10 protein-coding genes are annotated in these 14,904 nt (G+C 49.0%); 2 read left to right on the top strand and 8 right to left on the bottom strand.

Going from position 1 to position 14,904, the window contains the following annotated elements:
* Window positions 1–150 precede the first annotated feature (150 nt).
* From AC5JBY_RS15770 to AC5JBY_RS15760, 3 genes are all read right to left on the bottom strand, one after another.
* Window positions 151–729 (bottom strand): YdeI/OmpD-associated family protein, encoded by a 579-nt coding sequence (locus AC5JBY_RS15770; RefSeq protein WP_495905572.1) that lies wholly within the window; start codon window positions 727–729, stop codon window positions 151–153.
* A gap of 253 nt (window positions 730–982) precedes the next feature.
* Window positions 983–1,156 (bottom strand): hypothetical protein, encoded by a 174-nt coding sequence (locus tag AC5JBY_RS15765; protein ID WP_495905571.1) that lies wholly within the window; start codon window positions 1,154–1,156, stop codon window positions 983–985.
* 109 nt (window positions 1,157–1,265) lie between these two features.
* Complete coding sequence (locus tag AC5JBY_RS15760) at window positions 1,266–1,613, bottom strand: hypothetical protein (protein WP_495905570.1); 348 nt, start codon at window positions 1,611–1,613, stop codon at window positions 1,266–1,268.
* Between the two features lie 496 nt (window positions 1,614–2,109).
* Here AC5JBY_RS15760 and AC5JBY_RS15755 point away from each other — a divergent pair, with 496 nt between their 5' ends.
* Window positions 2,110–3,336 carry an MFS transporter gene (locus AC5JBY_RS15755; protein WP_495905569.1) on the top strand — a complete coding sequence of 409 codons (1,227 nt, stop codon included), beginning with the start codon at window positions 2,110–2,112 and terminating at the stop codon, window positions 3,334–3,336.
* Window positions 3,337–3,441: 105 nt separating this feature from the next.
* Here AC5JBY_RS15755 and AC5JBY_RS15750 read toward each other — a convergent pair whose 3' ends face one another.
* From AC5JBY_RS15750 to AC5JBY_RS15730, 5 genes are all read right to left on the bottom strand, one after another.
* Window positions 3,442–6,603, bottom strand: coding sequence for a glycoside hydrolase family 2 TIM barrel-domain containing protein (locus AC5JBY_RS15750; RefSeq protein ID WP_495905568.1), 3,162 nt, complete (start codon window positions 6,601–6,603; stop codon window positions 3,442–3,444).
* A 12-nt stretch (window positions 6,604–6,615) separates the two neighbouring features.
* Window positions 6,616–7,578 (bottom strand): BT_3987 domain-containing protein, encoded by a 963-nt coding sequence (locus AC5JBY_RS15745; protein ID WP_495905567.1) that lies wholly within the window; start codon window positions 7,576–7,578, stop codon window positions 6,616–6,618.
* A gap of 39 nt (window positions 7,579–7,617) precedes the next feature.
* Window positions 7,618–9,399 carry a RagB/SusD family nutrient uptake outer membrane protein gene (locus AC5JBY_RS15740; RefSeq protein ID WP_495905566.1) on the bottom strand — a complete coding sequence of 594 codons (1,782 nt, stop codon included), beginning with the start codon at window positions 9,397–9,399 and terminating at the stop codon, window positions 7,618–7,620.
* A gap of 23 nt (window positions 9,400–9,422) precedes the next feature.
* Complete coding sequence (locus AC5JBY_RS15735; protein WP_495905565.1) at window positions 9,423–12,713, bottom strand: TonB-dependent receptor; 3,291 nt, start codon at window positions 12,711–12,713, stop codon at window positions 9,423–9,425.
* 119 nt (window positions 12,714–12,832) lie between these two features.
* Complete coding sequence (locus tag AC5JBY_RS15730) at window positions 12,833–13,999, bottom strand: FecR family protein (RefSeq protein ID WP_495905564.1); 1,167 nt, start codon at window positions 13,997–13,999, stop codon at window positions 12,833–12,835.
* A 199-nt stretch (window positions 14,000–14,198) separates the two neighbouring features.
* Between AC5JBY_RS15730 and AC5JBY_RS15725 the strand changes: the two genes are divergently transcribed.
* Window positions 14,199–14,783: an RNA polymerase sigma-70 factor gene (locus tag AC5JBY_RS15725; RefSeq protein ID WP_495905591.1), complete on the top strand. Its 585-nt coding sequence runs from the start codon at window positions 14,199–14,201 to the stop codon at window positions 14,781–14,783.
* Window positions 14,784–14,904 lie beyond the last annotated feature (121 nt).

Here is a 14,904-nt window from a genome sequence, read left to right as displayed (position 1 = left end):
TGAATAGGCTGTGTTGCTCCAATTGCCCGGCCCTTTAGGGCCGGGGTATAAACAAATCAATCTTCGGGCTTTAGCCCAACCCGGCACTGGCGCAAGCATGCAGCACAGCTACCGCGCGTTGGGTGCTTGTGCCCAACTTCCGGACTCTATTCAAAACTGTTTCGGCTTCTTTTGCTGCGCAGCCAGCGAAGCAATCTCGGTAATCCTTTTTTGCCGGGTTCCAGGACGTTTGGCAAACAGTATCCATTGCAACATGCCCTTTTTGACCGACTTGCTGAGTCCCTTGAAATAGCTGGCGGAACCCGGATAAGCCTTAAAAGCCGCGCTCAGGTCTTTGGGTATCGTCAAATTATCTACTACATCCAGCATGGTCCACGAGCCATTCTGCTTCGCCGTTTCGATAGCGGCCAACCCTGCAGGGGTCATACGCCCCTCATCGATCAACAGCTTCACCTTGTCTTTATTGATCTTCGACCAGGTACCCTTCGGCTTCCGCCTGGTGAAGAAATTCATGAAGCGTTCTTCGTCGATCGACTTCCGGATGCTATCCACCCACCCAAAACACAACGCTTCGTCCACAGCACTGCTCCAGTCGATGGTCGGCTTATTACACTCCTTTTTATACATCACCAGCCACACGGATTCCTTTTTATCATGATGGGCCTTCAGCCACGCTCTCCACGCGCGCTGATTGGTTGGCTGAAACGTCTCTACATCTTTGATGGGCATATACTTTCCTTATTTCATATTTAAGATAATACTTACCGGTGAAACAGCCGCCACCTTGCAGGCTTCCGCAAACTTACAACCTCCTGATGTCAGCCCTATGTCAGGAGAGAAACAAAAGTTGAAGATAAGCATGGACTTTGCACAACAGCGATTAGTCAGGCCGCTCAAAGCGGCCAGACTGAACGACCCGCTACTATTACAAAAGCGTAAAGCCCCGTTGCCAGGGCTTTACACGTTTTACCAACTGATGTGGTTATGCTTTAGCACATTTGCTTTTGTCGCATTTGTCCTTGCATGGTTTGGGACAAGGCTTGGTGCAGGTCTTTTTGCATTTTTCCTTGTCTTGTTTTTTGTCGCCATTGTTGGCATAAGAGATTGCGCTGATCATGAGCACGGCAGTAGCTGCCAATACGAATATCTTTTTCATATTGAGTTTGTAATTAATAATTGAACAATACAGTTTCAGGTCGTGCACCTTCAGGCCACGCACAATGAAACAAAAACTACTTTATTGAATTAAATGATATCGGTATGTATCAACCCACGTTGGGCGGCTTCCAGGAAGTGGCGTAGTAAGTATAGAAATAATGAGAGCGATAGAGTGAATATTCTTTCTTGATAATGTTATCCTGACCACTAAGCAGGTGCATCGCCGTAAGGGTAGCGGCATGACCGATCGGGCAATTGGCACAACAGGAGCCGGTATTGCAATCTTTCGAAGGCTGCTGGCAAGGCAACTCACCGGTCTGCTTTTTTTTGGCGCAGCATTTCTTCGGTGCTGCAGCTGCTACCACCGGCTTGGGCTGCAGGTAGAAAGGCAGCGCCGCCCACTCCGCGATGTACACGAAAAGAAAAAGTAGCAATATGGTAGCCTTAAGTTTCAAACTGTTTTATCTAAAAGCAAGTTAATAAAAGATCAGCAGCGAAACTACTTTGATCCTTTCAACTTGAAAGGTTAGAACTGTAAATTAAAATGTAACCTTTGTAAATTATTGTAAAAGCACCCTGGATCTTTACAGATGCTAAACTAAAGGTATTGTAACACCGGCCACCGACAAGCCAAATGTTGCGGAACCGACTAAATAATGCGTCGGGCAGTACCTAAACCCATTTGAGGCGATCCTGCCCCACCACTTCCCGGCACTGTTAACGAATTGTATAAAATATCGGGGGCGTCCGAACATATTGAAACATTTCGATGTTTCTATGTATCTTTGCGGGGTCATTCACAGCATTAGCCGCTGTCCCCGCTACTCAACCGGTGGATGCTGCACCTTACAGAACGCATCCTTCCCGACGATTCAATTGCCTGTTTTTACCAGATGCAAACAACAATCCCTGCATGCAAAAAAGGATGCGGGGTGCTCAACTATTCTATTTATGAAAAGATCAATTTACATCATGGCGCTGGGCGCCTTCGGCATCATTACCACTGAATTTGGCGTCATCGGCATCCTGCCTACCCTGGCAAAAGAGTTCAACGTATCCATCGATACGGCAGGCTGGCTGCTGAGTGGTTTTGCACTCACCATTGCATTGACAGGCCCCTTCACTACCCTGCTTACTTCAAAAATCAACCGCAAGGTGATGATGTGCCTGGTACTGGCCATCTTCGTCCTGTCGAACCTCTTATCGGCAGTATCCACCAGCTTTACCATGCTGATGATCGCGCGCATCCTGCCGGCATTCCTGCATCCGGTATTCTGGGCAGTAGCCACAGTGGCAGCTTCCAAACAGGTAGAACCTAAAGATGCACCCAAAGCAGTATCGGTAGTGTTGGGAGGTTTGAGCATCGCCACGGTGTTGGGTGTTCCCATCACCACGTATGTGGCCGATCTTTTCAACTGGCAGGCATCATTCCTCTTGTCGGGCATTGTGAACCTGGTAGCTTTTGCAGCACTGGCCTTCTTCGTGCCTTCCATGCCGGTGGCGGAGAAAACATCCATCAAAGATGAACTGGTCATTTTAAAGAAAGGACAATTGTGGGTTAACCTCACAGCTACGCTGATCATGATTGCCGGCATGTTCTCCACCTATGGGTATCTCGCAGAATACCTGGGTAAGATATTGCACATGAGCGGCGGACAGATCAGCCTGATGCTGTTATTATTTGGCGGTACGGGCATTGTAGGTAACTGGCTTACGGGTATCGCGCTCAGTAAAAATGTACAGCTCACCAACAGGGTATTCCTGATATCACTTATATTAATACACTTCGCCGCTTACACCTTCGGCGGTCTGTTCATTCCGATGGCCATCATCATTTCTATATGGGGCTTCATACACACCGGCGGTTTCCTGATCGGCCAAACACGCTCTACCTCCGTGGCGCCGGAAGCGCCGGAACTGGCAGCCAGCCTGATGGTATCTTTTGGCAACGCAGGCGTCACGCTGGGTACACTACTGGGAGGTTTTGTGATTACAGCATTTGGTGTACACGAAGTGATCTGGATCAGCGGACTCCTGCTGCTGGCAGCGTTTGGATTGAGCTTTGTGGCAGTAGGCAGCAAGAAAGAAGTTACAGCAGTAGCGGCAACAACAGCTAAAGAAGCAGCAAGAGAAGAAGAACAAGTAACAGAAGTTGAACGCGAAGCAGTGATCGGATAGCATACATATAGCCATGAAAACAAATTTAGTTACGCTGTGATAAAAAGCAAACGGCCATCATCATCGATGGCCGCTGCTTTTTTAACTAACTGCTTACTTATGCTGCTACTTACTGCTTTTCAATTGTAACAGGTAACTGAAGTTGGTAGCCTTCGCGTAAACCTTGTATGGTTCCAGCGGCCTTGGTCCACAACCATGCGAACCCACACCCAGCGTTCTAGCGCTGATGCACAACACGGTTCCCTTGCTGTCAGGCAGGTCTATTTTATATTCCACTTTTTCCATCTCTTCATCGCTATAAGGCAACGCGGCTACCTGCAAATGCGCAGAATCCTGCTGAACGGTTAGCCCCGCTCCTGCTGCATTGCGCACACTGGCCCAGCGCACATCTTCATGATTGCCACATTCCATGGGCTTTTCATAAGGCGTAAGCTGCGCTTTCACAGTACTGCTGTAGCGGCCCACATCGAATCCCTGCTTACGGTCAGCATAGTTCTCCATCGGCCCGCGGCCAAAGTAACTGAACTGATCGAGCGACTTATCAAGGAATAAGCGCACACCCATGCGGGCCAGTACAAGATTCTCTTTGTTGGAGCTGACGGCATTCGCCACGTGAATAGCGCCATCAGCCTTTATGGTATAAATAGCCTGATGCACCACGGTGAAGTTTTCTTTTCCTGAACCGGTCAGGATGGCTTTGATCTCCACAATGCCAGGCGAAGGCTGTAATGTTTTGATTTCGCCAACTGTCCATGTCAATGTCTTGAGTCCATATTTATCCCAATCGGGCGAAGCCCAGGTATCATCGATCTGATGAGGCGCCCGCCACAGATGCAACAAAGGACCACCACCTTCCTGCAATAAGTTTTTTCCATTTTCCTGTAGCTGTGTGAAAGTACCCTTCTGCTTGTTGAAAGTGAGTTGGAAGCCATTGCCCTTCACTTGTATGGCATTGGCATCTTCCTGCAAAGCAAGCATGCCGGTAATGGTTGGTGCGGCTGCAGGCGCTTGCACCGGCAGCTGGAATTGTTGCCACGCCACTTCATAACCTTTAGCCGCCCAGTTAGTAGCAGCTAACAGTTTAAAAGAAATACGCAGAAAATATTCAGCACCGGCTTTGGGCTGCACGTTATAAGGCACTGCTATCTCTTTTTCCCTACCGGGTGCAATAGTTCCAACAGGCAACGCCCCCGTTGCAATGACAACACCATTCTCCTGCAACTCCCAGTTGGCGCCAAGCCCACTAAGATCAAGGAATTGGTAGCGGTTCTTAATGACAAACGTTTTATAACCATCATCTTTCGCGCGGATACTGATCCACTGATAAGCATGCTTCAGCTCAGGGAAATGTGGTTTCAGAGAGCGGTCGGAAAACACTACGCCTTTATGAATGAAGTAACGGTCATTGGGAAACTCACCAAAGCCGCCACCGAAAGCAGTAATAGGATGCTTGGGATCACGGTTGTTGTAAATGCCCTGGTCCTGCCATTCCCAGATAGCCCCACCCAACAAAGCAGGGTACTTATCAAAAAGATCATTATAAATATCTACCGATCCCATCGAGTTGAACATGGCATGAGCATACTCACACAAGTAAAAAGGCTTCATCAGCCGCTGGCTGTTGGCGTGTTGTTCCAGCTCCACCACGTTGGTGTACATACGGCTGTCGATATCGGCAGGATTGTTGTCGCCAATGCCAAACCCTTCATAGTGTGTGGGCCGCTCAGGATCGATCTGTTTAATAGCCGCAAGCGCCGCCCTGAAGTTGGTGCCCCCACTGCCATTCTCATTACCCAGCGACCAGATGATTACAGAAGGATGATTCTTGAAGTTGTCTGTATTGGCAGTGTTGCGCTCAACGATAGCGGCCTTCATACGCGGCTCTTCATTGAAGCGGTTCATAGCACCGTGACATTCTACGTTGGCTTCTGCCACGAGGTAAAGACCATATTCGTCACACAACTCATACCAGCGCGGATCATTGGAATAATGAGATGTACGCACATGATTACAATTGGCCTGCTTGATCAGCAACAGGTCTTTGATCATTTGCGCTTCTGTGACAGCATGCCCGTCATCAGGCCAGTTCTCGTGGCGGTTCACGCCTTTGAGTTTCACAGCCACACCATTCACTTTCAACAAACGACCATCGAGCTCGATCTGCCGAAACCCGGTACGGGATGATAACATCTCTACAGTCTGCGCCCCTTCAAGTAAGCTGAGCACAGTAGTATACAATACGGGCGTCTCTGCCGTCCACTTCTGCGGATTGTTGACGGGGCATTTGATCTCCACAGAGACTTCTTCACCGGGCTGCAGCGCTGGTACAGCCTGCTGGCTTTTGGCGCCGGGTACAGGTTTATCGTTTTTATACAATACCACTTCCAGCGTGCGCGCTTTCACAGCCGTGCTTCCGTAGTTCTTTATTTTCGCAGATACGGCAAGCGTGGCATCACGATACTGTTTATCGAGTGGCGTTTTAATATGATAATCGCGGATATGCCCGGCAGGGCTGCTCCACAGCGTCACATTGCGGAAGATGCCACTGAGCCGCCACATATCCTGGTCTTCCAGATAACTGCCGGTGGTAAAACGATATACTTCCACCGCAATCATATTCTTACCAGGCTTCACATATTGCGTAAGGTCAAACTCCATCGCATTACGGCTGTTCACGCCATAACCCACCTTTTCGCCATTCACCCACAGGAAGAAACCGGCGTCCACCCCATCAAATGTGATGAAGACTCGCCGGCCTTTCCAGTTGGCCGGCAGGTTGAAGTCGCGACGATAACTTCCTACCGGGTTTCTTTCATTATAAGCAGTAAACCTCGCCGGAGGCGCACTCATGATCCGTGGAAAATCACTTTGAAAAATGTAATTGAAGTTGCTGTAATAAGGCGTGCCATACCCTGCCAGTTGCCAGTTGGAAGGCACTTTGATGTCCTTCCATGCTGATACATCATAACCGGGCTTGTAAAAATCGACAGGACGTTTCTGCGGCCAGTCCACCCAATTGAATTTCCATAAACCATTCAATGATTGTGCATACGTAGAAGCATGCCGCTTACCTGCCAATGCCTCCTGCAAAGTTGCATACGGCATCAACGTGGCATGATTCGCTTCACGGTTGATACCAATGTTTTCGGGGTCTTCGATTTCCGCTGGCACAGGCGCATGGTGATTGCCGGGTGTCCCAGGCTGGGCCAATAAAGTTCCATTCACCATGAGCGCTACAGCCCATGCCGTTACTTTTTTCCTGAACATATTTTGTTTTTGTTAGAAGGCGTTCAACTCGGCCAGGTGCGTATAGCTGGCACTATAAGAAGTATTAATGATTACTTTAAAATACCGGGCCTGCTTGAATCCTTCAGGCAGAAATACGGATTGCAGCTCTTTGCTGTTCTGCAGGTTGAAAGTGCCGGCATCGGTCCAGACAGTATTGTCGAGACTTACCTGTACATTCACTTCATTGGGCTTTCCATTATTATCCCCCTGGCGTGCCAGAAAAGCCAATCCATGCAACGTTTTCTCAACCCCCATATCGATAATGAACCAATGGGGTGGACCGGGAGATGCACCCTGCCACTGCGTATGCCAGAAGGAGGCAGTGTTGTTGTCGAGAATATGGACCACACGGCCATTGTTAGCGCCTTCGCCATTGGCTTCCTGCGAGGAGAAACCGGCAACAGCCCAGGCAGCCCTGTCATAGTTGGGATAATCTTTAAGATCAGGTTGCGCCTTTACAATATAGAAAGTAGTGCGCAAGCCTTCATTCACGGTGCCTGTTTTGGCGGTCAGCGTGATTGGTAATATATAAGATTTCAACGCCACCATGGCGCCGGCGCCATTGGTTTTAAAGGACACCAGCAATGGTTCTGTACTAAGCTTGCCTTTGGGTATCACCGCTTCAGTGGCCGACAAAGCATAGCTGCCTGCGGGCAACAGCGGATAAGTAGTCCTGTTCGCATTATTGAAGCTGTCCGCCTTCTGTTGATTCACCGTAAAGTTCACAGCAATATCTTCAGCAGGATAATCCTGCCCGCCAAAGTTGGCACCATATACCAGCGATTGTACGCTATCGGTAATTTTCAGCGTGCGTACGACAGGACCGTTCACAGCCTGTGGCATATACACACGATTATAACTTTCAACAGGCTGGTAAGGCAGGTTGAGATCGTCCTTACATCCGGCAACAGATAAACAAACAACGATCAGCAGCGCCGGTATAGATCTATGCATATTGTTCATAGTAATAACATGAAAGTGATTGAATAGAGTTTACCATCCGGGGTTTTGCACCACGAGTTTCGATCGGTCGATATCATACTGGCTCACCGGGAACCAATAAGATGCAGGCGTGCGGAACTTATGATCGCTGGCCACTACCCTTGTATAAAAAGAGTTATCATCCTTATTGATGTTCATGCCATGCATAGGCCCCATCACCTGCGCAGCGATCTTCCAGCGCCTGATATCGAACCAGCGCTGACTTTCAAAAGCCAGCTCGATCCTCCGCTCCTGCCAGATCATAGTGCGCATCTCGGCCTGACTGCCCGGCACAGGTAAATTGGCCGATCCATAAGTGGGTATACCTGCACGTGTACGGATCAGGTTGAGGTATTGCACAATGTCTGCGTTGCCCGGACTGTATTCATTCAATGCCTCTGCATAATTGAGGTATACTTCTGCCAAACGAAGCAGACAGATCGGCCGTTGGAACTGCTGACCATTACCACCACTACCCGCGTTGGTTTGTGGCGCCACATTCTTACGGATGAGATAACCCGTCTTGCTCCAGTCTGTCGGATGACCATTCTTACCATTGGGGCTGCTGGCGTAAAAAGTGATAGCCCGTGAAGCAGTCATAGTACCACCCTGGAAGAAACTGTTATTGTAAGTAACGGAAGCATAAAAGCGCGGCTCACGATTGATATACATGTTGAAGACAGGTACGCCATTCACAGTAGTAAAACCCGTCTCTGAATACAAAGCAGAACTGCCGATAGTCTTGCCATCACTCATGAAATAAGCATCCACCTGCTCCTGCGTCACCCCCATACCACACCAGCCACCTGCCTGCCGGGGCATGCAATGCACATCCCAGGTCCCCAGGCCATTACCCTTGCGGTTGAAGATCTGCTCACTGTTCCAGGCCTGCATGAACACACCCTGGTATGATTTGACAGGATCATTGCCCGCATCTTTATACAGTGAATACAATCCCATATCGATGACAGCTTTGGCAGCATCGGCAGCACGTTTCCATTTTTGCTGATCGTACGTCTGGCTGATCAACTGCTTTCCATCCTGGTTTTTCAGGCTGGCCATTTCAGTATTGCCATTATACAAAGGACTGGCAGCATACAACAGCAACCTTGCCTTCACAGCCAGCGCCATACCCACCGTTGCACGGCCATATTGAATATCACTTTCCTGGCCGTTGCTGGAAGGCACACGCGGTAATACAGACGCCGCTTTATCAAGCTCACTCACCACATACTCCACACAGCTGTCGTAAGGACTGCGGGGAATTTGCATAGCTTCAGCAGAAGCATCGGCAGCGATCTCTGTTTCTCCTACCAGCACCACCGGACCATACTGACGCATCAGCAACGTATAAAAGAAGGCACGGAGAAAACGGGCCTCAGCCTTATATTGATCGATAACCTGTTGTCCATCCACCGCCAGTATTTCGGCATTGTTATCGATATGATTGATAAAATAAGTAGCCGAACGGATACCCCGGTAATAAGTGCCCCAACGGTCAAACAACACATTACCCGCACTCATGTTGCCAATGTTCAATTCGTAGGTAGGATATTTACTCCAGGTAGCATCCAGTTCATCAGAATTGGCGCCCCAGGGATTGCCCTCCCACTGGTTACTCTCATCAGGTATGTAATTATAGATGTTGGCCAGGTATTGCTCAGAAGGTCCCTTTTTCTGAAACACCTGCTCGATCGTGATACGGTCGTTGGGCACCTGGTCCAGGTACTTCTTACAGCCTGCCAGCAACAGGAGCGACAGGGCCAGCAATGCTATGTGGTTATATTTTTTCATATAGCGTAGTCTTTGGGAATGCCTTATTTGAATGAACATTTGATACCGAAGTTGAAAGTTTTGGTGAGTGGGTACTGCGCACCTTTGCCATCACCCAGCTCCACATCCCACATATCGAATTGGCTCGCCGTCCACAGGTTATAGCCAATGAAGTAGACACTGAGATTACTCATACCTACATACTTCAGCCAGGAAGAACGCGCGAAGTCATAACTCACCTGCAAAGTTTGCAAACGGAGGAAAGAACCATTTTTCACCCACCAGGTACTGTTGGCATAATTCATATTGTCATTGCCATAAGTAAGGCGTGGATACAAGGGCCTTGGATTCGTATTATCAGGCGTCCATCGATCGGTGATCTGCTTCATCAGGTTACCGCGTTCACCACCCTGACTAAAAGGTTGCAAGCCATCACCGTTGAGTGAGATATCGACATTGCTGATCCCTTTGAACCAGCCAGCCACAGAGAAGCCTTTCCAGGTTACGGTAGGTCCAAAACCATACACGATCTCGGGGAAACTGCCATAACCAATAGGCCCCTGATCATACGTATCGATCTTGCCATCACCATTAAGGTCTTTGTATTTGATATCACCCGCTTTGTTGGTGCCGGGTTGTGAAGGACTATTAGCCACATCCTTGTCATCTTTGAATAAGCCGAGATCAGTGTAACCAAAACGCTGCCCAAACTTGCGGCCAATACGTTGTTGCCAGGGATAAGGCCAGGGCGCATTCGCATCATCGATCACCTTGGCGCGCGTCCAGGTAAAGTTACCCCTGATAGCAAGCACCCAATCCCTGCCCACCTGCTTGTTGAGATCGAGCGTACCATCGATACCCTTGTTATGGATCTCACCAAGGTTGGCCCAGGGCAAAGCAAGCACACCCACATAGTTGGGCACATCACCACGTTGACGGAAAATGGCCGTACGATCTTCGCGGAACACATCCACGATGAGCGAGAGCGCATTGTTCCAGGTCTTCAACTCTATACCGAGGTTTTGTTTCGTAGCTTTTTCCCAGGTTACATCAACCGCATAGTCGCCAATATCGAGGCTGTTGAAAGTGCGGTCCGTACCATTGCGGCCATAAGAATAACTACCGCCACTGCCACCACCTACGGTAGAAATGTAAGCGAAACGACGGCCACCAATACTACTGTTACCTACAAGGCCATAAGAGTACCGGAGTTTTGCAAACGACAACACCTTCGTAAGCGGTTCGAAGAATTTCTCTTCCGACAACAACCAGCCAACACCAAAAGAAGGGAAGAAACCGAAACGCTTTTTAGGCGCAAAAGTCTCTGAACCGTTGTAACCAAAGTTGACCTCTGCGAGATACTTGCTGTCCCAGCCATAAGTAGCGCGACCGGCCACACCGAGATAACGGTAAGGAATTGAGCTGATGAAGTCACCGGCGAAAGCATCCTGCCTGTCGGAGGCATTGAACAGGAGAAGACCCGATACATTGCTTTTACCAAAACTATTATTGTAGTTTAAAGCTGCTTCTGAATAATACTGCCGCGTACCACCATTACTGCGACTATAGCCGAGGAAGCTGGTACCAATAGAAGTTTGATCGAGCAACAACTTGCCGTTTGCATCACGGCCTTTGGCCAGCCAGCCATCTACCGATTTCGTCCGGCTGATGGTGTGCGAGTTATAGTTATCGAAAGAGAACATAGCCGTGGCCGATAATCCCTTCGTGATAGTACTAAGGTCCTGCGTCACACGGATATTACTCCACAGCTGGCTTCTGAACTCCGTAACGTATCCGCTTTGCGTAAGACGGTTATACGGATTGAAAATATCACCCGTGCGTATTTGCGCAAACAACCCATTGGAATATACCGGAGGAATGAGAACGGGCGGCAACAAATAAGCAGCATTCCAGATATCCCCCACGGAGCTACCGGGGAAGTTACCATTGCTGATCCAGCCCGAAGCACCAAAATCTACTTTGGTGGATTTGGTCACCTTCAGGCCAAGATTCGCCGTAAAGTTGTAACGCGTGAACTTGATGGCCGAATTATAATTAGCCAGTTCATCGGTTTTATACAAACCATTCTCGTCGTAGTAACCAATCGATAAATAATATTGCGACCTGTCCGATCCACCGCTGGCATTTACCCGCGCACGGCGGTTTTGTCCATGCTTCTTGAACAATACATCAAACCAGTCTACATTCGGATAAAGATCAGGATCTTCCCCGGTGATGGTTTTCTGTATCCTTTCTTCGGTGTATTTCGGCAAAGGATCGTTGGGGTTACTGTTTTTGTTGGCTTCATTCGCCATCCGCATATAAGTAGGGCCATCGGCAAACTCGGGTATGCGCGTAAACTGCGTAATACCCTGATCATATTGCGCATTGATCAGCGGCTTGCTCGACTTACCTTGCTTTGTTTGAATGATGATGACACCGTTGGCGCCCCTTACGCCGTACACGGCAGTAGCCGACGCATCCTTAAGAATGCTGAAGCTGGCAATATCTTCCGGGTCAACATTCCCGAAATCACGCTCCACTCCATCCACCAGCACCAGTGGCCGGCTGTTGGTGAAAGTGGAAATACCACGTATATAGATATCGGCATTGTCATAACCAGGTTGGCCGCTACGCTGCACACCTACCACACCGGCAATACGGCCGGCTACCAGGTTGGTCATATTGGCAACAGGCTGCTTCAGCTCCTCCGCCTTCACGGTGCTGATGGCGCCGATGAGGCTCACCTTCTTTTGCTGGCCGTAACCCACGACCACCACATCTTCCAGTCCGGCAGCATTGGCTTTGAGTGTAACGTTGATCTCTTTGAGGTTATTGATAGGCACCTCCTGCGCAGTGTAACCCACATAAGTGAATACAAGCACAGTGCTGCCATCGGGCAAAGCGATCACATAACTACCATCCTTTTGCGTGGTAGTGACAGTATTGCCATCTTTCGACGAAACGGTCACGCCAAACAACGGCAACGATTTTTCGTCAACAACTTTACCGGTGATCTGCTGCACGATGGAAGGAGGTTGAGCTTTACGCGGCGTAACAACGATGGTTGTTTTGTTGATAGCGTAGGTAAAAGGCTGGTTACTGAAACATTGCTGTAACGCCTCTTCGAGCGAAGCATCTTTTAATCGCAGACTGACTTTCTGGGCTTTTCCGATGAGGTCCTCATCATAAAGAACGCTGTAGCCGCTTTGCAGCCTGATATCCTTCAAGGCTTCCGCCAGGGGGATATTACTTTTCTCCAGGCTGATCTTTTGCGCGCATACTGTAATACTTACGAGCAGTAATGCCGCAAGTTGCAGGGTCAATAATCGCATGGCAACAATTGTTTTATTGGCAGTTAGTGTATTGCTGTTTTGGTAATCGCATAGGTATCCCGCTTTTCCTGGCCAGGGAAGTAGTATTGTATTCTACCGGTTAATGGCTTACTTGATTTTTATTTCTTCGTCAGCGTCACCTTTCTTCCTTCAATCCTGTAATCGATACCTCCTGTCAGTTTTAGATTTTCGAGGAGTTCGGATATCTCTTTATACCGGGAGATGTTACCCCCGAGTTTTTTATTCGCGATAGCAGGGTCGATCACGATCTCAGCATCGTACCAGCGCCCCGCCTGTTTCATCATGTTCTGTAAACTTTCCTGATTGAAAATGAACCAGCCATTCTTCCAGGCCACCACCTCTTCAACATTTACAACCTTCACCCGCATCTTGCTTTCTCCATCCTTTATCATGGCCTGCTGCCCCGGCACCAGCGATACCTTTTCCATATCATTACTTACATCCACCAGGCCTTCCACCAGCGTGATCTTGATAAAAGGATCATCATTATAAGCATTGACATTGAAAGCAGTACCAAGGTCTTCAATAAGTTGTCCTTTGGCTTCTACATGGAATGGGCTCGAAGCATTGTGCACTACATCGAAATAAGCCTGACCGGTGATCTGCACCCGGCGCTCCTTACCTTTAAACACAACAGGGTAAGTAATGGAAGACGCCGCATCGAGCGTCACCATGGTACCATCAGACAATGTAAGCGTAAACTTGGCGCCTCTCGGCGTGGTAAGCGTATTGTATACAGGAGGCTGATCGTCCGTCAGGCCCTGCATGGCCTGATAACCAATACCTCCTGACTGCAAACGCTGTATCTCAGTATTATTTTGTGTGGCGATATGTGCATTCCCTGAATCCGAGAGCACGATCTCTGAACCATCTGCCAGCTTTAGCACAGCCTTGTTGCTGCCGGGCTTGATATCATGCACAGGCTGCGTAGCCTGCTTGTTCTTGTCTGTTTGCGCTAACTCGCCACCCTGTTGCTTTTGATAAAACACGATGAGCAAGGCGATCAACACAGCTGCTGCAACAGCCACTTTGTACCACACAGCTCCACCCTTCCGTTTCGCCGGTGGCGCCACCCGCTCCCTGAAATCTGCATACAGCTCTTCAGTCAGCGCCTCAGCACCGCCTGCCTCCTGCAACCAGTTGCGCATATCAGCAGTACCCGGGTTCCAGGCATGAAACCACGCATCCAGCTCCTCCTGTTCTTCAGGGCTGCATTCGTTCAGCTGATAGCGCTCCAGCAGGTATTTTAACCGGTCCTCATTCATTGATACACATGTGTTTGATGCGATCGGGAGCCAACCTCTTATAGCTGGCCGTCCATTTGAAGACGGGGCATGAGCAATCCACCGTTATCGATTCGGAAAAAATATTTTAGGGATGTGCGATTCTGTCTCGACTATGATAACCGGGGTTGTTTTTTAAGAAAAATTCTTAATATTGTTCCACCGCTATAACGATTAGGCCATCAAAACTCAACTGCACCATACCGACCAGGAACTGATCCTGCTTTGGCAGGAAGGTGATGAAAATGCATTCGGTGTACTATACGCACGCTACGTAACCGAGCTGCTATCCATCGCCATGCAAAAGACCAACGACCGCGATACAGCACGCGAATTGGTGCAGGGCATCTTCGTCGCATTCTTCCACAACAAAGCCACCGCACACGATATCAACTCACTCAGAGCATATCTCTACACGATGCTGAAGAACCGCATCCTCGATCATTATCGCCACGACCAGGTACGCGAACAATACAAAGCCTATGCAACCCGACTGCACGTTGCAGTAAACGTAAACGATGTGGATTCGTATGTAGATACCCGGGAACTCGAAAAGCGCCTGCGCGAAGAAGTATCAAAACTGCCACCCCAATGCCAGCAGGTATTCCGCCTCCGCCGCGAGCAGGAGCTATCCAATAAAGAGATCGCCCTGCAAATGAATATTTCCGAGAACACAGTAGAACAACACATGCGCAAAGCCCTCCGCACCTTGCGCAATGCCCTGCAAGCCGCCAACCGCAGCTTTTTCTCGTTCCTGAATTTGTAATCCGTTACTGTCACCTGAGCTCGTCGAAAGCCGTCGCAGACGGCCTTACCGCCTTGACGTCTTACCGGCTAATATCAAAGAAGCCAAAGGCTTTCCCTATTGATACATTGAGACTATATTG

The organism is Paraflavitalea sp., assembly GCF_059502485.1.
The sequence above is the reverse complement of the archived record's forward strand: the minus strand, read 5'-3'. Positions and strand labels throughout refer to the sequence as shown.